The organism is Streptacidiphilus sp. BW17 (assembly GCF_041262485.1).
Lineage (GTDB): Bacteria > Actinomycetota > Actinomycetes > Streptomycetales > Streptomycetaceae > Streptacidiphilus.
In genome coordinates this window covers 50,001-70,106 of record NZ_JBGCCR010000038.1, presented here as the reverse complement: position 1 = coordinate 70,106, position 20,106 = coordinate 50,001, and the positions used below count along the sequence as shown (strand labels likewise).

18 protein-coding genes and 1 pseudogene are annotated in these 20,106 nt (G+C 69.5%); 12 read left to right on the top strand and 7 right to left on the bottom strand.

All coding sequences use genetic code 11. The features are described from left to right. Window positions 1-5: 5 nt before the first annotated feature. On the top strand, window positions 6-761 hold the full coding sequence (locus tag ABH940_RS32040) for a decaprenylphospho-beta-D-erythro-pentofuranosid-2-ulose 2-reductase (RefSeq protein ID WP_370106876.1): 756 nt from the start codon (window positions 6-8) through the stop codon (window positions 759-761). Between the two features lie 53 nt (window positions 762-814). After that, complete coding sequence (locus tag ABH940_RS32035) at window positions 815-1,738, top strand: YihY/virulence factor BrkB family protein (RefSeq protein ID WP_370106875.1); 924 nt, start codon at window positions 815-817, stop codon at window positions 1,736-1,738. Window positions 1,739-1,809: 71 nt separating this feature from the next. On the opposite strand, the gene ABH940_RS32030 is transcribed toward ABH940_RS32035, so the two are convergent. Further along, a complete protein-coding gene (locus ABH940_RS32030) occupies window positions 1,810-3,039 on the bottom strand; it encodes a D-alanyl-D-alanine carboxypeptidase family protein (protein ID WP_370070972.1) in 1,230 nt (409 codons plus the stop codon). Window positions 3,040-3,133: 94 nt separating this feature from the next. Here ABH940_RS32030 and ABH940_RS32025 point away from each other — a divergent pair, with 94 nt between their 5' ends. After that, the gene (locus ABH940_RS32025; RefSeq protein ID WP_370070970.1) at window positions 3,134-3,430 is read left to right on the top strand and encodes an SCO4848 family membrane protein; all 297 of its coding nucleotides are present in this window, start codon (window positions 3,134-3,136) and stop codon (window positions 3,428-3,430) included. Window positions 3,431-3,540: 110 nt separating this feature from the next. Here the strand turns inward: ABH940_RS32025 and ABH940_RS32020 are convergent, their stop codons facing one another. The 6 genes from ABH940_RS32020 to ABH940_RS31995 all read right to left on the bottom strand — a co-directional run bounded on the left by ABH940_RS32020 (window position 3,541) and on the right by ABH940_RS31995 (window position 8,952). Further along, window positions 3,541-4,323 carry a succinate dehydrogenase iron-sulfur subunit gene (locus ABH940_RS32020; protein ID WP_370070968.1) on the bottom strand — a complete coding sequence of 261 codons (783 nt, stop codon included), beginning with the start codon at window positions 4,321-4,323 and terminating at the stop codon, window positions 3,541-3,543. Continuing rightward, the gene (sdhA, locus tag ABH940_RS32015) at window positions 4,323-6,077 is read right to left on the bottom strand and encodes a succinate dehydrogenase flavoprotein subunit (protein WP_370070966.1); all 1,755 of its coding nucleotides are present in this window, start codon (window positions 6,075-6,077) and stop codon (window positions 4,323-4,325) included. The genes ABH940_RS32020 and sdhA overlap by 1 nt, the downstream gene beginning before the upstream one ends. A gap of 27 nt (window positions 6,078-6,104) precedes the next feature. Beyond that, entirely contained in the window at window positions 6,105-6,578 is a 474-nt protein-coding gene (locus tag ABH940_RS32010; protein ID WP_370106873.1) for a succinate dehydrogenase hydrophobic membrane anchor subunit, read from the bottom strand. A gap of 7 nt (window positions 6,579-6,585) precedes the next feature. Next, a complete protein-coding gene (gene sdhC / locus ABH940_RS32005; RefSeq protein WP_370070962.1) occupies window positions 6,586-6,963 on the bottom strand; it encodes a succinate dehydrogenase, cytochrome b556 subunit in 378 nt (125 codons plus the stop codon). Between the two features lie 309 nt (window positions 6,964-7,272). Further along, window positions 7,273-7,803: a 2-oxo-4-hydroxy-4-carboxy-5-ureidoimidazoline decarboxylase gene (locus tag ABH940_RS32000; protein ID WP_370071057.1), complete on the bottom strand. Its 531-nt coding sequence runs from the start codon at window positions 7,801-7,803 to the stop codon at window positions 7,273-7,275. Between the two features lie 402 nt (window positions 7,804-8,205). Then, on the bottom strand, window positions 8,206-8,952 hold the full coding sequence (locus ABH940_RS31995; RefSeq protein WP_370070960.1) for an SDR family NAD(P)-dependent oxidoreductase: 747 nt from the start codon (window positions 8,950-8,952) through the stop codon (window positions 8,206-8,208). A 160-nt stretch (window positions 8,953-9,112) separates the two neighbouring features. On the opposite strand from ABH940_RS31995, the gene ABH940_RS31990 reads away from it, so the two are divergent. The 9 genes and pseudogenes from ABH940_RS31990 (at window position 9,113) to ABH940_RS31950 (ending at window position 20,095) form a co-directional block, all read left to right on the top strand. Further along, window positions 9,113-10,696: a methylmalonyl-CoA mutase gene (locus ABH940_RS31990; RefSeq protein WP_370070958.1), complete on the top strand. Its 1,584-nt coding sequence runs from the start codon at window positions 9,113-9,115 to the stop codon at window positions 10,694-10,696. A gap of 181 nt (window positions 10,697-10,877) precedes the next feature. After that, on the top strand, window positions 10,878-12,122 hold the full coding sequence (locus ABH940_RS31985) for an amidohydrolase (RefSeq protein ID WP_370106871.1): 1,245 nt from the start codon (window positions 10,878-10,880) through the stop codon (window positions 12,120-12,122). Window positions 12,123-12,452: 330 nt separating this feature from the next. Further along, a complete protein-coding gene (locus ABH940_RS31980; protein WP_370070954.1) occupies window positions 12,453-13,538 on the top strand; it encodes a BMP family protein in 1,086 nt (361 codons plus the stop codon). 148 nt (window positions 13,539-13,686) lie between these two features. Continuing rightward, window positions 13,687-15,327, top strand: a complete 1,641-nt coding sequence (locus tag ABH940_RS31975; protein WP_370070952.1) for an ABC transporter ATP-binding protein — start codon at window positions 13,687-13,689, stop codon at window positions 15,325-15,327. Beyond that, window positions 15,324-16,709 (top strand): ABC transporter permease, encoded by a 1,386-nt coding sequence (locus ABH940_RS31970; protein WP_370106870.1) that lies wholly within the window; start codon window positions 15,324-15,326, stop codon window positions 16,707-16,709. The genes ABH940_RS31975 and ABH940_RS31970 overlap by 4 nt, the downstream gene beginning before the upstream one ends. Continuing rightward, the gene (locus ABH940_RS31965; protein ID WP_370070948.1) at window positions 16,706-18,019 is read left to right on the top strand and encodes an ABC transporter permease; all 1,314 of its coding nucleotides are present in this window, start codon (window positions 16,706-16,708) and stop codon (window positions 18,017-18,019) included. Before ABH940_RS31970 ends, ABH940_RS31965 begins: the two co-directional genes overlap by 4 nt. Window positions 18,020-18,029: 10 nt before the next feature. Then, window positions 18,030-18,434 (top strand): cytidine deaminase, encoded by a 405-nt coding sequence (locus tag ABH940_RS31960; RefSeq protein WP_370070946.1) that lies wholly within the window; start codon window positions 18,030-18,032, stop codon window positions 18,432-18,434. Window positions 18,435-18,478: 44 nt separating this feature from the next. Next, a pseudogene (locus ABH940_RS31955) lies at window positions 18,479-18,601 on the top strand (RNA polymerase subunit sigma-24); the annotation flags it as partial. 195 nt (window positions 18,602-18,796) lie between these two features. Beyond that, window positions 18,797-20,095, top strand: coding sequence for a thymidine phosphorylase (locus ABH940_RS31950; protein ID WP_370070944.1), 1,299 nt, complete (start codon window positions 18,797-18,799; stop codon window positions 20,093-20,095). Window positions 20,096-20,106: the final 11 nt, after the last annotated feature.

The following is a 20,106-nucleotide window of genomic DNA, read 5'->3' as shown; positions in this document are numbered from 1 at the left end:
AGACGATGATGAACGCCCTCGGTGACCCGCAGTCCCTGCTGCTGCTCGGCGGCTCCTCCGAGATCGGCCTGGCCACCGCGCGCCGTATGGTGCGCTCCCGGGTCCGTACGGTCCACCTGGCCGGACGCCCCTCGCCCGCACTCGACGCGGCGGCCGACGAACTGCGCGCCCTCGGCGCGGAGGTGGCCGTCCACCACTTCGACGCCGCCGCACCAGAGACCCACGAGACGGTCCTCGGCAAGATCTTCGCCGAGGGCGACATCGACGTCGTGCTGATGGCCTTCGGCGTCCTCGGTGACCAGCAGCGGGACGAGCAGGAGCCCATGGCCGCCGTCTCCGTCGCGCAGGTCAACTACGTCGGCGCGGTCAGCTCCGGGCTGGTCTGCGCCCAGGCGCTGCGCCGTCAGGGCCACGGCGCGCTGGTCGTGCTCTCCTCGGTCGCGGGGGAGCGGGCGCGCCGCTCCAACTTCCTCTACGGCTCCGCCAAGGCGGGCCTGGACGCCTTCGCCCAGGGCCTGGGCGACTCGCTCCGGGGCAGCGGCGCGCGGGTGATGGTGGTCCGCCCCGGCTTCGTCCGCACCCGGATGACCGAGGGCCTCAAGGAGGCCCCGCTCGCCACCACAGCCGACGCGGTCGCCGAGGCCATCGACACCGGGCTCCGCCGCGCCGCCGAGACGGTCTGGGTCCCCGGCGCCCTCCGCTACGTCATGTCCGGCCTGCGCCACCTGCCCCGACCCGTCTTCCGCAGGCTGCCGCTCTAGCGGTACGTGTGTCGCTTGGCCCAGGCGGGTGAGGCCCACGCTAGGTTCGACCGGTGGATTTCCTGACCCGCCTGCCCGTCCTCGGCCCGCTCGCGGCCCGGGTGCTGCGGACGCGCGCCTACCGCGTCTTCGAGCACTTCAACGACGTCGGCTCGAACCGGATGGCGGGCGCGGTCACCTTCTTCGCCTTCCTGGCCCTCTTCCCGCTGCTGACGGTGGCTCTGGCGATCGCCGCGACGGTGCTGACCGACAGAAGGGTCAACCAGCTCCAGCAGAAGATCGCCGAGCAGCTCCCCGGCCTGTCCAAGCAGATCAACCTGCACGACATCGCCGCCAACGCGACGACGGTGGGTGTGATCAGCGGCGCCATCCTGCTCGTCTCCGGCCTGGGCTGGGTCGACACCACCCGCGCGTGCATCCGTCAGTCCTGGTGGCTCCCGCCGGAGCCCGGCAACGCGGTGGTCCGCAAGCTGTGGGACGTCGTGGTCCTGTTCGGCCTGGGTCTCGTCGGCGCGGTCTCGCTGGGCGCGTCCTCGTCGGCCCTTGCCCTGACCGGACAGGTGGCCAGGGGCCTCGGCGTGGCCGAGTCCTCGGCGGGCCGGGCCGGCCTCTCGGTCGCCGCGTTCCTGATCGCGGTGGCGGCGGACGTCCTGGTCTTCGCCTACCTGCTGGTCGGCCTGCCCCGTATCCCCGCTCCGCGGCGGCGGACGGTCCTGCAGGCCGCGCTGCTGGGCGCGGTGGGTTTCGAGATCCTCAAGCAGGCCATGGCGGCGTACCTGAGCGGAGTCGCGACGAAGAGCGTGTACGGCGCGTTCGGGACGCCGATCGCCCTCCTGCTCTGGATCAACTTCATCTGCCGCTGGCTCTTCTACTGCGTCGCCTGGACGGCGACGGCGGACCCCCGCGCGGCGCGAGCGCGTGCGCGTGCCCGGGCGGAAGGAATCCTTGCTGACGCGGACCATGAGGAAGAAGGGTGAGTTGCACTATTCAGGGGCGGCGGAGCCGTAGATCAGCACCGCCCCGCGCCCCTGAGTGCGACCCCACTGAATCAAAGGCTTGCGCGCCTGCGTGCCCGCCTGCGGCGGGCGAAGAGGAGGACGCCGCCCACCGCCACGGCGACCGCCGCCGCGCCCGCCTCGGCGTACGACGCGCTGGTGTCCGCCGTGCCCGCAGCATTCGCGGACGCCGCCCACGCCGGGGTCGCCGACGGTTTGGTTGCGCGCTTCGCCGCCGTCTCCTGGGCCGGAGGGGCGACCGCATCGAGGGTGCCGATGGGGTGCGCGCCGTGCGCCACCGCGCTGAAGCCCCAGTCGAGGAGCTCGCGGGCCTCCTTGTAGACCTCGTTGCGCTCCGGGTTCTGCGGGTTCATCACGGTGACCAGCACCGTGTGCCCGTCGTGCCGTGCGGCCTCGATCACGGTGTTGCCCGCGTTGGTGGTGTAGCCGTTCTTGACCCCGACCAGGCCGGGATACTGCTGGCCGACGCCGTCGAAGCCCGTCAGCAGCCGGTTGGTGTTGTCGATCTCGAAGGGCTTGCCCTTCGTGGTCGGCCCACCCGGGAACTCGGCCGACGCCGTGCCGCAGTCCTTCGCGAAGACCGGGTTCTTCAGGCCGTTCAGCGCGAACAGCGTCAGGTCGTACGCCGAGGAGACCTGGCCGGGCATGTCGTAGCCGTCGGGGCTGATCACATGCGTGTCGTGGGCGCCCAGCGCCACCGCCTTGGCCTGCATCTGCTCGACCGTCGTGGCGACGCCGCCGTTCATCGCGGCCAGCACGTGGACCGCGTCGTTGCCGGAGCGGAGGAAGACGCCGAGCCACAGGTCGGAGACCCGGTAGGTCTGACCCGGCATCACCCCGACCTCGCTGCTGCCCTCGCCCATGCCGTCGAAGTCGGACTCGACGACCCTGTGCTCCGCGCCCTGCGGGATCTTCGGCAGCACGGTGTCCGCGAACAGGGTCTTCAGCGTGCTGGCGGGCGGCAGCGGCCAGTGCGGGTTCTGGGCGGCGAGGACGTCGTCCGCATCGCCGTCAGAGACCATCCAGGAGAGCGCCGAGAGCCCGGACGGCAGGGCAGGCGCGCCCGCTCCCGTCTGTGGGCCGGGACGGCTGAGCTGTTCGCCGCCGACCGCCGACATCTGCGCGGGCGGTCTGCGCACGGGGGAGTCGGCGAGGCCGGGCGCGCGCCCGGCGGCCGTCATCGTCATCGTCACGGCGGTCATGACCGTCAATGCGGCAATGCCGGAGAGGGGCTTCCTCAGCGCGTGATCACGTAGCTGCACGGCCCGACCGTACCCAATCCGTCGCAACGTTTGTCATTAAAGCTCACAGGACCCCTCGTCCGGACGCGTCCGTTGCTCCGGACATACTGAAGTCATGAGACTCAGTCGACGTGCTTCCTGGTTCCTGACCGCTTTCGGGGTGTGGTCGATCTGGATCTGGGTCACCTTCTTCAAGAACCTGTGGGCCGACGGCGAGGGGCTCGCCTTCGTCCACGGCGACCACTCGCGGCCGACCGCCTACTTCTGGATCCACGCGGCGCTGGCGCTCAGCTCGCTCATCCTGGGCGTCGTGGTCGGCAGCATCGGCGTGCGCAGCCTCCGCGGCATGCGCCGCGCCGTGAGCCAGGCCACCGAGGAGCAGCCCGAGCGGGCCACGGAGCCCGTTGCCTGACACGTCGTCACCGAGGTTCAACGAGTCCGGACCGGTGAAGAAACGCAGAGAGGCCCGGCCCCCGAAGGGGCCGGGCCGCTTTACTCCGTCTACGCCGTCAAGCGAGAAGCTCAGTAGCGACGCGTGATCAGCGCGCGCTTCACTTCCTGGATCGCCTTGGTGACCTCGATGCCACGCGGGCAGGCGTCGGTGCAGTTGAAGGTGGTGCGGCAGCGCCACACGCCCTCACGGTCGTTCAGGATCTCCAGCCGCTGCTCCGCGCCCTCGTCACGCGAGTCGAAGATGAAGCGGTGGGCGTTCACGATCGCGGCCGGACCGAAGTACTGGCCGTCGTTCCAGAACACCGGGCAGGAGGAGGTGCACGCGGCGCAGAGGATGCACTTGGTGGTGTCCTCGAAGCGCTGGACGTCCTCCTCCGACTGGATCCGCTCACGCGTCGGCGCGTTGCCCTTGGTGATCAGGAAGGGCATCACGTCGCGGTACGCCTGGAAGAACGGGTCCATGTCCACGACCAGGTCCTTGAGGACCGTCATGCCCTTGATGGGCTCGATCGTGATCGGCTTGTCCGGGTTGACGTCCTTGATGAGGGTCTTGCAGGCAAGACGGTTCTTGCCGTTGATCCGCATCGCGTCGGAGCCGCAGACGCCGTGGGCGCAGGAGCGACGGTAGGTGAGCGTGCCGTCCTGCTCCCACTTGACCTTGTTGATCGCGTCGAGGACGCGCTCCTTCGGGTCCACCGTGAGCTGGTAGTCGACCCACACCGCGTCCGGGTGCTCCTCCGGGTTGAACCGGCGGATCCGGAGCGTGATGGTGATCAGCTCGATCTTGCCCGACTCGGCCGCGTCCAGTGCGGCGGAGTGCGGGTTCGCGTCAGTGATGGTGGGGGTGCTCATCAGTACTTACGCTCCATCGGCTGGTAGCGGGTGACCACGACCGGCTTGTAGTCCAGGCGGACGCTGGTCTCACCCTTCTCGTCGACCTCGCGGTACGCCATGGTGTGCTGCATGAACTTGACGTCGTCGCGCTTCGGGAAGTCCTCGCGGTAGTGACCGCCGCGGGACTCCTGGCGGGCCAGCGCGGAGACCGCGGTGACCTCGGCCAGGTCGAGGAGGTTGCCCAGCTCGACGGCCTCCAGCAGGTCGGTGTTGTACCGCTGGCCCTTGTCCATCACCGAGATGTTCTTGTAACGCTCCTTCAGCTCGGCGATGTCGGCCACCGCCTGCTTCAGGGTCGCCTCGGTGCGGTACACGGACACGTTGGTGTCCATCGACTGCTGCAGCGCCTCGCGGATGTCGCCGACGCGCTCGCTGCCCGTCGCGGTGCGGATGCCCTCCAGCAGCTCGACCACCTTGGCGGCCGGGTTCTCCGGCAGCTCGACGTAGTCGGCGGTCTGGGAGTACTCCGCGGCGGCGATGCCCGCACGGCGGCCGAAGACGTTGATGTCGAGCAGCGAGTTCGTGCCCAGGCGGTTGGCGCCGTGGACGGACACGCAGGCCACCTCACCGGCGGCGTACAGACCCGGAACGACGGTCTCGTTGTCCAGCAGGACCTCGGAGTCGTTGTTGGTCGGGATGCCGCCCATGGCGTAGTGCGCGGTCGGCTGGATCGGGATCGGGTCCGTGTAGGGCTCGATGCCGAGGTACGTGCGCGCGAACTCGGTGATGTCCGGCAGCTTGGCGTCCAGCTGCTCCGGCGGCAGGTGGGTCAGGTCCAGGTAGACGTGGTCACCGTCGAGGCCGCAGCCACGACCGGCCCGGATCTCCGAGTAGATGGCGCGGGAGACGACGTCACGGGACGCCAGGTCCTTCATGACCGGCGCGTAGCGCTCCATGAAGCGCTCGCCGTCCTTGTTGCGCAGGATGCCGCCCTCGCCGCGGGCGCCCTCGGTGAGCAGGATGCCCATCCGCCAGATGCCCGTCGGGTGGAACTGGAAGAACTCCATGTCCTCCAGCGGCAGGCCACGACGGTACGCGGCGGCCTGGCCGTCACCGGTCAGGGTGTGCGCGTTCGAGGTGACCTTGAAGAACTTGCCGTTGCCGCCGGAGGCGAAGATGACCGACTTCGCCTGGAAGACGTGCACCTCGCCGGTGGCCAGCTCGTACGCGACCACACCGGCGGTGCGCTTGACGCCGTCCACCTCGGTGAGCAGCAGGTCCAGGACGTAGAACTCGTTGAAGAACTCCACGCCCTCCTTGACGCAGTTCTGGTACAGCGTCTGGAGGATCATGTGGCCGGTGCGGTCCGCGGCGTAGCAGGAGCGGCGCACCGCGGCCTCGCCGTGGTTGCGGGTGTGGCCGCCGAAGCGGCGCTGGTCGATCTTGCCCTCCGGCGTGCGGTTGAAGGGCAGGCCCATCTTCTCCAGGTCGAGGACGGCGTCGATCGCCTCCTTGGCCAGGATCTCGGCGGCGTCCTGGTCGACCAGGTAGTCACCGCCCTTGACGGTGTCGAAGGTGTGCCACTCCCAGTTGTCGTCCTCGACGTTGGCGAGGGCGGCGGCCATGCCGCCCTGGGCCGCGCCGGTGTGGGAGCGGGTCGGGTAGAGCTTGGTGAGCACCGCGGTGCGGCTGCGCTTGGTCGACTCGACCGCGGCGCGCATCCCGGCGCCGCCGGCGCCGACGATGACGGTGTCGTACTGGTGAATCTGCATGTCAGTTAGCTGCCTCGTCCGTCCGCGTCAGCTGATGTTCGGGTCGAAGGTGAAGATCACCAGGGTGCCCAGCAGCACGGTGAACACCGTGGCGGCCACCAGCAGGACCTTCAGCCAGAAGCGGGTGGTGTCGCGCTCGGCGTAGTCGTTGATGACCGTGCGCATGCCGTTGGCGCCGTGGAGCATGGCGAGCCAGAGCATGAGCAGGTCCCAGCCCTGCCAGAACGGCGAGGCCCAGCGACCGGCGACGAAGGCGAAGCTGATCTTGGAGACACCGCCGTCCAGCACCAGCTGGATGATCAGGTGACCGAGGATCAGGAAGACCAGCACGACACCCGAGAGGCGCATGAACAGCCACGCCAGCATCTCGAAGTTGGTGCGGCTGCGACGGCCCGCCGTGGTCTTGGTGCGCTTGCGCGGCGGCTCGATCAGGAACGCGCTCGGGTCGGCCGGAGCGCCGTTCTCGGTCAGCTCGACGCTGCCGATGGAGTCGGTTGCCATCTCTGCCTCACCCGAACCAGTTCTTCAGGGTCTCCTGCAGGATCGGGTAGAACGCACCCGCCATCAGCAGGACCCAGACGGTCACGACGGTCCACAGCATCTGGGCCTGGTACTTCGGCCCCTTGGCCCAGAAGTCCACCGCGATGACCCGGAGGCCGTTCAGCGCGTGGAAGAGGATGGCGGCGGTGAGGCCGTACTCCATCAGGTTGACGGGCCACGTCTTGTACGTCGCGATCACGCTGTTGTAGGCCTGCGGCGAAACACGGACCAGGGCGGTGTCGAGGACGTGGGCGAACAGGAAGAAGAAAATGAGGACGCCGGTGACTCGATGAGCCACCCACGACCACATGCCTTCCCGGCCGCGGTACAGCGTTCCAGCCGGCACGGAAGAACCCTCCGGGAGCGGGGCGGGGGTCGCCCGGCATCTCGGCATCAACGTCGGTGTCGGTCGGCCCGGCCGGATACGGTCCACCGGCCGCGGCCATCGTAGCCAGAGCGGAGTGCCGGTGGCCTGTTGGGGGGCCTGTGCCGGGGACGGATCCACCCCGTTGATCGTTCGGATGATCGACCAACGGGGTGGATCGAAGGGTTTTGGTCCGGGTTTCCGGGGATTTTCCCGGGCTTGGGAGGCAGGTTGGTCGGCCGTCAGTTCGAGACAGAACGTGCTGGTGTGGTTGATCTCACCCCTGTCGTCTCACGTTGTCGCCGAGGCGTGAGACGCCACGAGATGCGTGAGTCGACTTTGTGAGATCCGACGAAGCTCCTCGGCGGTGGTGGAGCGCTCCTCGTCCGGGTCGTTGGAGAGCCGCGCGCGGATGCTGGCGAGGACGGTGCCCAGCATCTCGTCCGGCGGGCAGTCGTCCAGGCACACCACGAAGACATGCCCGAACCGCGCCTCGTACGCGGCGTGCGCGGCGCGCAGAGCGGTCCGTGCGGCGTTGCTCCCCGGCGCGCGCATGCCCAGCAGGGGCTGCGGCATGCAGCTCTCGTCGGCGAGCGCCTCCGTCAGGTCCCGGTGCGACATGTCGTAGGACGCCTCGCTGGCCGCGGCGAGCAGCGAGCCCACATCCGGGTACGGGCGGTGCGCGGCGATCCTTATCGCCCAACGCCGGCTGCCGCAGCAGGCCAGCAGGGCTTCTTCGGCTGCGCCGGGGCTCGCCACATTGAGCCGTTGCAGTCCTGCGGCGTGCGCGTCCGGCAAATCCGGCGTGGCCGGCGGTTGGATCGGCGACCTGGCCAGCGGGTCCTCCTCGGAGGGTGCGGGTTGGCGGTGCGGTGGTCGGTGCCCAGAGGCTAGGGCCTGCCACCGACGACATCGGCACTCGATAAGACGTCGGGGCCGCTGGCGCACGGGCGTCCGACACCAGGATTCACTCGCACGGGGTATTAAGTCGAGACCTCTACGGCCGAATTATGAGACGGCGTCAGCTGAATGAACGAACAGTCGGGCACCTGTGCACTTCTGGGGGGCGCGGGGCTGTGCTTGATCAACTGCGTGCGCCAGACACCACCGTGGGCGGATGGCCCTGTTCGCGCGGCCTGCCACGTGGGTGGGTGGCCTGTCGCGCAGTTGATCAAGCACAGCCCGCGCCCCTGAATAGTGCAACTTCCCCGTGCGTTGTCTGAACTACTGCCGGTGGACCTTGTGCTGGGCCGCCTGGGCGCGGGGGCGAACGACCAGGAGGTCCACGTTCACGTGGGCGGGGCGGGTGACCGCCCAGACGATGGTGTCCGCGACGTCGGCCGCGCTGAGCGGGTCCGGGACGCCCGCGTACACCGCCGCCGCCTTCGACGCGTCGCCGCGGAAGCGGGTGAGCGCGAACTCGTCGGTCTGGACCATGCCCGGCGCGATCTCGATGACGCGGATCGGCTCGCCGAGCAGCTCCAGCCGCAGCGTCGCCGCGATGGCGTGTGCGCCCGCCTTCGCCGCGACGTAGCCCGCGCCGCCCTCGTACGGGGCGAACGCGGCGGTGGAGGAGAGGACGAGGACCGTGCCGTCGCCGGAGGCGCGCAGCGCCGGGAGCAGCGCCTGGGTCACGTGGAGGACACCGAGGACGTTGACGTCGAACATGGTCTGCCAGTCCGCCGGGTCCGCGTCGGCGACGGGCTCCGCGCCGATCGCCCCGCCCGCGTTGTTGACCAGGACGTCGACCCGGTCCAGCGACGCCGCGAACGCGGTCACCGCCGCGCGGTCGGTCACGTCGAGCGTGTGCACACTCGCCGCCGTGCCGATCTCCTTGGCCAGCGCCTCCAGTCGGTCCGCGCGGCGGGCGACCAGAGCCACCCGGTACCCCGTAGCGGCCAGGCCACGGGCCGTCGCGGCGCCGATCCCACTGCTCGCGCCGGTCACCACGGCGACCTTCTGCACTGTCATCTCTGCTGTTCCTCCAAGCGAGTTCCGGCTGCTGTGAGCAAGCTCCCAGAGGATGCGCCTATTCCCTGCACAGGCGCATCATTACCGTACGTAGCGAAGCGGACGGTAACCGCTGCCAACGCCCCAGGTCCACTGCCGCCACGACCCTGGAGGACTCCTCATGGCCCGCCTGTCCGAGTCCGGACTGCCCATCGAACCCGTCTACGGGCCGGCCGCCCTCACGGGCTGGGATCCCGTCACCGAGCTGGGCGAGCCCGGACAGTACCCGTTCACCCGCGGGGTCTATCCGACCATGTACACGGGCAAGCCGTGGACCATGCGGCAGTACGCCGGCTTCGGCACCGCCGCCGAGTCCAACGCCCGCTACAAGCAACTGATCGCCAACGGCACCACGGGCCTGTCGGTCGCCTTCGACCTGCCGACGCAGATGGGCTACGACTCGGACGCCACCGTCGCCCACGGCGAGGTCGGCAAGGTCGGCGTGGCCGTCGACAGCGTCGAGGACATGGGCGTCCTCTTCGACGGCATCCCGCTGGGCGAGGTCTCCACGTCGATGACCATCAACGCGCCCGCTTCACTGCTGCTGCTCCTCTACCAACTCGTGGGCGAGTCCCAGGGCGTCCCGTCGGGGAGGCTGACCGGGACCGTCCAGAACGACGTGCTGAAGGAGTACATCGCGCGCGGGACGTACATCTTCCCGCCGAAGCCGTCACTGCGTCTGATCGCGGACGTCTTCCAGTACTGCCGTGCGGAGATCCCGCGCTGGAACACCATCTCCATCTCCGGCTACCACATGGCCGAGGCCGGGGCCACACCCGCGCAGGAGATCGCCTTCACGCTGGCCGACGGCATCGAGTACGTCCGCACCGCGATCGCGGCCGGCATGGACGTGGACGACTTCGCGCCGCGGCTCTCCTTCTTCTTCGTCTCACGCACCACCCTGCTGGAGGAGGTGGCCAAGTTCCGTGCCGCCCGCCGGATCTGGGCGCGCGTCATGAAGGAGGAGTTCCACGCCAAGAACCCCAAGTCGATGATGCTGCGCTTCCACACCCAGACCGCGGGCGTGCAGCTGACGGCCCAACAGCCCGAGGTCAACCTGGTCCGCGTCTCGATCCAGGCGCTGGCGGCGGTGCTGGGCGGCACGCAGTCGCTGCACACCAACAGCTTCGACGAGGCCATCGCGCTGCCGACGGAGAAGTCCGCGCGCCTGGCGCTGCGCACGCAGCAGGTGCTGGCGTACGAGAGCGACGTGACCGCGACCGTCGACCCGTTCGCGGGCTCCTACGTGGTCGAGCAGCTGACCGACGAGGTCGAGACGGCGGCGCTGGAGCTGATGGCCAAGGTCGAGGAGATGGGCGGCGCGGTCGCCGGTATCGAGCGCGGCTACCAGAAGAACGAGATCGAGCGCAGCGCGTACCGGATCGCCCTGGAGACGGACGCGGGCGAGCGGACCGTGGTCGGCGTCAACCGCTTCCAGCTGGACGAGGAGGAGCCCTACGAGCCGCTCCGCGTCGACCCGGCGATCGAGGCGCGGCAGGCAGAGCGCCTGGCCAAGCTCCGCGCGGACCGCGACAGCGCGGCCGTCGACCACGCGCTCTCCGCGCTGCGCCGCGCGGCGGGGTCGGAGGGGGAGAACGTGCTGTACCCGATGAAGGAGGCGCTGGCCGCGCGGGCAACTGTCGGCGAGACCTGCGACGCGCTGCGGGACGTCTGGGGGACGTACATCCCCGTGGACAGCTTCTGAGCAGGTGCACCAGCAGGGCCCCGCGACCCTGGGGTCACTGCAACTGACTCTCGTGCCTCTCGCGCGGCTTGCTCGTTGATCTCTTCAACGAAGTAGTGCGGAGGCGCGCGTGAGCGAGGATTCCTACCCGGTTCGGGCAGAACCATGCGCCGAGCGGGCGACAACTTTCTCGTCCGGCGGTATGAATTTCGGTGATCCCCTGCCACAACTGTCCCAGGGCCGTAGCCTTGTGGGGGTGAACGAGTCCACTGAGCTGCGGTCCCGCGTGCAGGCCCTGCAACCCGAGCTGATCGCCTTCCGGCGCGACCTGCACATGCACCCCGAGTTGGGTCGCCACGAGTTCCGGACCACGGCGCTGATCAAGGAGCGGCTGGAGCAGGCCGGTCTCGCGCCGCGCGTGCTTCCGGGCGGTACGGGTCTGCTCTGCGACATCGTGCCCGAGGGTGTCCCCGCTGACCGCGGCATTCTCGGTTTCCGCGCCGACATCGACGCGCTGCCGATCGACGACGCCAAGCCCGCGAGCGTGCCCTACCGTTCGACGGTTGCCGGGCGGGCCCACGCCTGTGGTCACGACCTGCACACCAGTATCGTGCTCGGCACCGGCATCCTCCTCGCCGAGGCCGCGCGCAGTGGCGCGCTCGCGAGGCCGGTGCGGCTGATCTTCCAGCCGGCCGAGGAGGTCATGCCGGGCGGTGCCCTGGACGTCGTCAAGTGCGGCGGGGCGGAGGGGCTGGAGCGCATCTTCGCCGTGCACTGCGACCCCAAGGTCGAGGTCGGCAAGGTCGGCCTGAAGGTCGGCGCGATCACCTCGGCCTGCGACCGGCTGGTCGTCAGCCTGGACGGGCCCGGCGGTCACACCGCGCGTCCGCACCTCACCACGGATCTGGTCACCGCGGTCGCCCGGACGGCCGCGGAGCTGCCGGCCGCGCTGGCCCGGCGGATGGACGTGCGCTGGGGCGTCAGCCTGGTCTGGGGTCGGATCGCCTCCGGCTCGGCCGCCAACGTCATTCCGCAGCACGCGGAGCTGGAGGGCACCGTCCGCTGCCTGGAGCTGGCCGGTTGGCGCGAGGCGCCGGGTGCGATCGACGAGCTGGTCGGGCAGATCGCGGAGACCCACCGGGCGAAGTGGGTCCTCGACTACCACCGCGGCGTCCCGCCGGTGGTGAACGAGGAGGAGTCGATCGCCATGATCGAGTCCGTCATGGCCGCGCGTTTCGGCAAGGAGAGCATCGAGGGCACCGAGCAGAGCCTCGGCGGCGAGGACTTCTCCTGGTACCTCCAGCAGGTGCCGGGCGCGCTGGCCCGCCTCGGCGTCCGCTCGCCCGACGAGCAGGGCACCCGCGATCTCCACCAGGGCACCTTCGACGCGGACGAGCGCGCCATCGGTGTCGGCACCGAGCTGTTCGCGTCACTGGCGCTGAGCTGAGCTCCGGTCAGACGCGCGTCACCTGCTCTGTAGTTGCTCCGTACGTGCTCCGGTGTTGCTCCGTTCGAGCGACATCGGAGCAGATTCATCCAGTTGGATCGGCCTGTTCAGCTGTGCCCGGATGGCAGAAATGCGACGATCTGATAACGGCGATGCAGCCGTGACACAAACGTGTTCTACGCGCGTTAACGTCGCATCCAATCCGCGCCGACCAGGTGCGCGTCGACCAAGGAGACCCATGCTCCCGGTTGCCAGGGACGCTGCGGTGAACGAGCAATGCCGCTCCCTGCCCCCGGGCTCTGCGATGTCGGCTCCTATCTGGAGGAATTGATGAACAAGCCCGTTCGGCTGGCGGCGATCGCGGCTCTTGTCGCACTGACCGCATCGGCGTGTGGTTCCAAGCCCGTCTCCACCTCGGGCTCCACCTCTTCCGCGAACGCTGGCGGGAGCTACAAGGCCTGTATGGTCACCGACACCGGCGGCCTGGACGACCACTCGTTCAACCAGGAGTCGTGGGCCGGCATGCAGGATGCCGCCAAGGCCAACTCGAACATCACCGTTCAGAACGCCACCTCGGCGACGGAGAACGACTACGCCAGCAACATCGCCGGCTTCGTCTCCGCCCAGTGCAAGCTGATCGTCACGGTCGGCTTCGCCATGAACGACGCCACGGTCAAGTCCGCCAAGACCAACCCGAGCCAGCACTACGCGATCGTCGACAACACCTCGACCGCGCCGCAGGTCAAGGGCCTGGAGTTCAACACCGCGCAGGGCGCCTTCCTCGGCGGCTACTTCGCGGCCGGCATGACCAAGACCGGCAAGGTCGCCACCTTCGGCGGCGCCAACTACCCGACCGTCACCGTCTACATGGACGGTTTCTGGGAGGGCGTCCAGTACTACAACCAGAAGCACGGCACCCACGTCCAGGTCCTCGGCTGGGACGAGACCACGCAGTCGGGCACCTTCGACCCGACCCAGTCCTTCACCGACCAGGCCGGCGGCAAGCAGATCGCCGCGACCTTCGCCTCCGAGGGCGCCGACATCATCTTCCCGGTCGCCGGCGGCACCGGCATCGGCGCGCTGGCCCAGGCCCAGGCCTCCGGCGGCAAGCTGAACGCCATCTGGGTCGACGACGACGGCTTCTACTCCAACGCCCAGTACGCCCCGGTCATCATGACCTCGGTGACCAAGGGCATCGCCTCCGCCGTGAGCACCGCGGTGCAGGAGTCCGCCAGCGGCCAGTTCTCCGCGACGCCGTACATCGGCACGCTGGCCAACAACGGCACCGGCCTGGCCCCGTACCACGACTTCGCGTCGAAGGTGCCCGCGTCCCTGACCGCCGAGATCGCCACGGTCAAGCAGGACATCATCAATGGCACCATCAAGGTCAAGTCGAAGAACCAGCCGACCGGCTGATTCCGCCACGGTCTGAGCGGGCGCGTGCCTGGTACACGCGCCCGCCTACTGGCGTGTGGGCCCGCCTGCTCGGGCCTGGCGCGTCCGTCAAGTCCTCGATAGCTTCCGCCGATCGACTCTGATGCCCGGCGTGAGGAGTGTGTAACAAGTGCGTCTGGAACTTCGCGGCATCACCAAGCGATTCGGTTCGCTGGTCGCCAACGACCACATCGACCTGACGGTCGAGCCAGGTGAGGTCCACTGTCTGCTCGGTGAGAACGGTGCCGGCAAGTCCACGCTGATGAACGTCCTCTACGGACTCCTTCAGCCCGACGAGGGCGAGATCCTCGTCGACGACGTCCCGAAGACCATCAGCGGTCCGCGCGACGCCATCGCCAACGGCATCGGCATGGTGCACCAGCACTTCATGCTGGTCCCGGTGTTCACCGTCGCCGAGAACGTCGTGCTCGGCGACGAGGTCGAACTCGGCGCCAGCCGCGGCCCGCTGGGGCTGCTCGACCGCCGCCGTGCCCGCAAGGACGTGCGGGAGGTCTCCGAGCGCTACGGCCTCCCGGTCAACCCCGACGCGCTGGTCGAGGACCTGCCGGTCGGCGTCCAGCAGCGTGTCGAGATCGTCAAGGCGCTGGTGCGCAACGCCCAGACGCTGATCCTCGACGAGCCGACCGCCGTGCTCACCCCGCAGGAGATCGACGACCTCTTCGTCGTCATGAACTCGCTGCGCGAGGCGGGCAAGTCGATCGTCTTCATCACCCACAAGCTCAAGGAGGTCAAGGCGATCGCCGACCGGATCACCGTGATCCGGCGCGGTGCGGTCGTCGGCCAGGCCTCGCCCAGCTCCAGCGAGCAGGAGCTGGCCTCGATGATGGTCGGCCGCAGCGTGCAGCTGGTCGTCGACAAGGAGCTGAGCAAGCCGGGTGCTCCGTCCTTCCAGGTCGAGAACCTGACGGTGCTGGACGCCAACGGCCAGGCCGCCGTCGACGACATCTCCTTCACCGTCCACGACGGCGAGATCCTGGGCATCGCCGGGGTCCAGGGCAACGGCCAGTCCGAGCTGGCCGAGGCGATCCTCGGCCTGGTCCCGGCCGCCGCCGGTTCCATCTCGCTGGACGGCAAGCAGCTCAACGGCCGGACGCCGCGTCAGGTGCTGGACGCGGGTGTCGGGTTCATCCCCGAGGACCGTGGCCACGACGGCGTCGTCGGCGAGTTCACCATCGCTGAGAACCTGGTCCTCGACCTCTACAAGTCGGCCCCGTTCGGGCGCGGGCTCTCGATCAACCTGGGCGAGATCGAGAAGAACGCGACGCACCGGATCCAGGAGTTCGACATCCGCCCGGCCGTGGCGCAGCACCCGGCGGGCAAGCTCTCCGGCGGAAACGCGCAGAAGGTCGTGGTGGCACGCGAGTTGTCGCGTCCGCTGCGGCTGCTGGTGGCCTCGCAGCCGACCCGTGGCGTCGACGTCGGCGCGATGGAGTTCATCCACAAGCGCATCGTCGCCGAGCGCGACCAGGGACGGCCGGTCGTGGTGGTCTCCACCGAGCTGGACGAGGTGCTGGCGCTGGCGGACAAGATCGCGGTGATGTACCGGGGCAAGATCGTCGCCACGGTCCCGCCGACCACCTCCCGCGAGGAGATCGGTCTGCTGATGGCGGGTATCACCAACGGCCAGGCGCCGCAGGCCGAGACGGCCACGGGCGAGGCGGCCACGGGCGAGGCGGCCGACACCGGGACGGGGAGCAATGACAGCGCGGCGGACGCCGCACCGACGAACACGGAGGAGGCGGACTCGTGAGCACGCCCGAACCTGAGAAGAACGAGGCCGACGCCGCCAAGGCCGATGCCGCCAAGGCCGCCGCCTCCGCGCAGCCGAACGGAGCGACGCCGACCGCGCCGAAGCCGTCCCGCGACTGGGGCACGGTGATCCGCAACGTCTTCACCGCGGAGAACTCCACGACCGTCACCATCTTGGCCATCGTGCTGGCCCTGGTCGTCGGCGCGATCCTGATCGTGGTGTCCAACACCGACACCATGAACAAGCTCGGCTACTTCTTCGCCGCCCCCGGGGACTTCCTCTCCTCCGCCTGGAACGACATCTCCAGCGCCTACACCTCGCTGTTCAAGGGTGCGATCTTCGACCCGGCGACGGTCTCCGGCACGCCGTCCCAGTTCTTCGGCCCGATCTCGAACACCCTCGAGTACGCGACGCCGCTGATCTTCGGCGGTCTGGCGATCTCGGTGGCGTTCCGGGCCGGGATGTTCAACATCGGCGGCCAGGGCCAGCTGATCATCGGCGCGATCTTCGCCTCCTACGTCGGTTTCTCCTGGACCGATCTGCCGGGTCTGCTGCACATGATCGTCGCGGTCCTCGCGGGCATCGTCGGCGGCATGCTCTACGGCGGGCTGGTCGGCTGGCTCAAGGCCTACCGCGGCGCGCACGAGGTGATCGTCACGATCATGCTCAACTACGTCGCCTTCTTCTTCCTGGGCAGTTGGCTGCTGAACACCTCGGTGTTCCACAACCCGTCGGCGGCGGGCCAGGCGATCTCCAAGCCGGCCAGCCCCAGCGCGGTGCTGCCGCACCTGTTCGGCGACTCGCTCTTCACCGACATCGGCCTGCTCTTCGCGCTGGCCGCGACCTTCGGTGTGGCGTGGTTCTTCAAGCGCAGCAAGCTGGGCTTCGAGGTCCGTGCGGTCGGTCTGCGCCCGAGCGCGGCGCGCACCGCCGGCATCAACGTCAACCGGGTCCAGATCGCCTCGATGCTGATCTCCGGTGGGCTGATGGGCCTGATCGGCGTGACCCAGACCCTCGGTCTGGCCAACCCGAACAACAACTCGCTCAGCCCCAACATCGACGCGGGTCTCGGCTTCACCGCGATCACCGTGGCGCTGCTGGGCCGCACCAAGCCGTGGGGCGTCGTCTGGGCGTCGCTGCTCTTCGGCGCGCTGCAGGCCGGTGGTGCGCTGATGCAGACCCAGGCGCAGGTCTCGATCGAGATCATCACCGTCATGCAGGCCCTGATCGTCATCTTCGTCGCCGCGCCGCAGCTGGTGCAGGAGATCTTCCGGCTTCGGGCCCACAAGATCGACACCGGCGGCAAGGGCGACGAGAACGCGCCCGCCCCCGACCCGTTCCACACGACCGACACCACCAACGTTGCCGGAGGCGAGGCATGAGCACGGCATCCACCGCTACCGGGAACAACAGCACGGGCGGCGACATGCTCTCGCTGGCCGACGCGGCAGCCAAGCGGTCCAAGCTGGTCAGTGGCATCGCCATGGCCGTGATCGGCGCGCTCGGCCTGTGGGGCTTCGGCTTCGGCTCGCGTACCTCGAACGGCGTGCACACGCTGTTCGGTCTGGAGCTCGTCCCCGGCACCGGCAGCCTCAGCCCCATCTCGGCCCCGGCCCAGCCGGTCGCGCTGGCGCTGATGTCGCTGGCCGTCGTCTGCGGCCTGGTCCGGGCGTTCGCGCCGGTGTCGAAGAAGGTCCAGCTCTGGCTGGCCGGCGTCTACTTCGCGGCCTACGTGGTGGCCTTCCTGGTGTGGGCCGCGGCCGGGTCGTCCGTCGGCCTGAACGTTCCGTCGATCATCCAGCAGACCGCGCTCGCCGCGGTGCCGCTGGTGCTCGGTTCGCTCAGCGCGCTGCTGTGCGAGCGCTCCGGCGTCGTCAACATCGCGGTCGAGGGCCAGTTCCTCTTCGGCGCGTTCGCGTCGGTGCTGACCGCGTCCACGACCGGCTCGGTCTGGGCCGGTGCGGTCGCCGGCTGCCTCGGCGGCGCGCTGATGTGCGCGCTGCTGGCCGTCTTCGCCAACCGCTACCTGATCGAGCAGGTCGTCCTCGGCGTCGTGCTCAACCTCCTTGCCTCCGGCGTCACCGGCTTCCTCTACGACCGGCTGATGTCGAGCAACGGCGGCGAGTACAACAAGGGGCTGGGCTTCAACAACATCTCGATCCCTGGGCTGTCGTCCATCCCGATCATCGGCTCGCTGTTCGACGAGAACATCCTGTTCTATGCGGCCTACGTGCTGGTGCCGGTGATCTGGTTCCTGGTCTTCCGCACCCGCTGGGGTCTGCGCACCCGCGCGGTCGGCGAGCACCCGACGGCCGCCGACACCGTCGGCATCAAGGTCATCGGGCTGCGCTACCGCAACGTCATCACGGCGGGTCTGCTGTCCGGTCTCGGCGGTGTCTGGCTGACGCTGGGTCTGGCCAGCCAGTTCGGCAAGGACATGAGCGACGGCAAGGGCTACATCGCCATCGCGGCGCTGATCGTCGGCCGCTGGTCGCCGATCGGCGCGCTGGGCGCGGCGGTGCTGTTCGGCTTCGCCACGGAGATCCAGCTGGCGCTCTCCTCGCTGAGCACACCGATCCCGGGCGCGTTCCTGGCGATGGCGCCGTACCTGGTGACCATCTTCGTCGTCGCGGCGCTCGGCGGTCTCTCGCGTCCGCCGGCGGCGTCCGGCAAGCCGTACATCAAGGGCTGAGGGATTCGCGATGGCGGAGACGAAGGCGGACCTGGTCATCGACTGGGACGAGCTGCGCACGGCCGCCCGGGAGGCGATGGGACGCGCGTACGCGCCGTACTCCCACTTCCCGGTCGGCGCGGCGGCGTTGGTCTCCGACGGCCGGATCGTCAGCGGCTGCAACGTCGAGAACGCGAGCTACGGCCTCGGCCTGTGCGCGGAGTGCGGCCTCGTCTCCGCGCTCCACGCCACCGGCGGCGGGCGGCTGATCGCGTTCACCTGCTGTGACCGCGACGGCAAGCCGTTGATGCCGTGCGGCAGGTGCAGGCAACTGCTGTGGGAGCACGGGGGAGCGGAGCTGATCGTCGAGTCCGTCTCGGGGATCCGGCCGCTGGCCGAGCTGCTGCCCGACGCGTTCGGACCGGAACGACTCTGAGGTAGTTGCACTCTGCCAGGGGCGTGGGGAACTGTTGCGCAACGGGCCGGATCCAGGCGATCCGCTCGGTGGTCAACCCCGACAAGCTCGGCCGTCTGGGGCCGGTGGCCGACGCCTGGGCGCTCAACCGCGAGGCGCAACAGGCCCGTCGAACGGCAGAGGACTAACGGCGGACGAGTAACGGCGGGGGAGTAACGACGGCGGCAGCCGCGCACGGGTGGTGCACGTCCGTGACCTGCGGGATCGTGGGGTCTGGGCGGAATCAGCCCGTGTTGCGACTTCGCGCCTGGTGCAAGCCTTGGTTACGCGCGTAGAGTTGCCGCGTCATCCCCCCGGGTCATCCCCGCACCTCAGGAGCCACCGTGGACGCCATCTCCGTCATCCGCGCGAAGCGCGACCGCGCCGAGCTGACCGATGCTCAGATCGACTGGGTGATCGACGCCTACACCCGCGGCGAGGTCGCCGACGAGCAGATGTCCGCGCTGGCGATGGCGATCCTGCTCAACGGCATGAACATGCGCGAGATCTCCCGCTGGACCGAGGCGATGATCCGCTCCGGCGTCCGGATGGACTTCTCCGCGCTGCCGCTGCCGACCACGGACAAGCACTCCACCGGCGGCGTCGGGGACAAGATCACCCTGCCGCTCGCCCCGCTCGTCGCGGCCTGCGGCGCGGCCGTGCCGCAGCTCTCCGGCCGCGGGCTCGGCCACACCGGCGGCACGCTGGACAAGCTGGAGTCGATCCCCGGCTGGAAGGCGCTCCTGTCCAACGACGAGATGATGCACGTGCTGCGCGAGACCGGCGCGGTGATCTGCGCGGCGGGTGACGGCCTCGCCCCGGCGGACAAGAAGCTCTACGCGCTGCGCGACGTCACCGGCACGGTCGAGGCGATCCCGCTGATCGCCTCCTCGATCATGTCGAAGAAGATCGCCGAGGGCACCGGCGCGCTGGTCCTGGACGTGAAGGTGGGCTCGGGCGCGTTCATGAAGAACCTGGCCGACGCCCAGGAGCTGGCCCGCACCATGGTCGGCCTCGGCAAGGAGGCGGGCGTCAACACCGTCGCGCTGCTGACCGACATGAGCACGCCGCTCGGCCTCACGGCGGGCAACGCGCTGGAGGTGCGCGAGTCGGTCGAGGTGCTGGCGGGCGGCGGCCCGGCGGACGTGGTCGAGCTGACGCTGGCGCTGGCCCGCGAGATGCTGGCCGCCGCGGGCGTGAGTGGCAAGACCGGTACATACAAGGACCCCGAGACCGCCCTCAAGGACGGCTCCGCGATGGACCACTGGCGTCGCATGATCGCCGCTCAGGGCGGCGACCCGGACGCGACGCTGCCGGTCGCCCGCGAGCAGCACGTCGTCACCGCGCCCGCCACCGGCCTGCTCACCGGCCTGGACGCCTACGCCGTCGGCGTCGCCGCCTGGCGGCTGGGTGCCGGTCGTGCGCGCAAGGAGGACCCGGTGCAGGCGGGCGCGGGCGTCGAGATCCACGCCAAGCCGGGCGACAAGGTCACCGCGGGCCAGCCGCTGCTGACCCTCCACACCGACACCCCGGACCGCTTCGCCTACGCCCTGGAGGCGTTGGACGTCGACGGCGCGGTCACCGTCGCGCCGGAGGGCACGGACTTCCGCCCGACCCCGATCATCCTCGACCGGATCGCCTGAGAGCGCGTCCG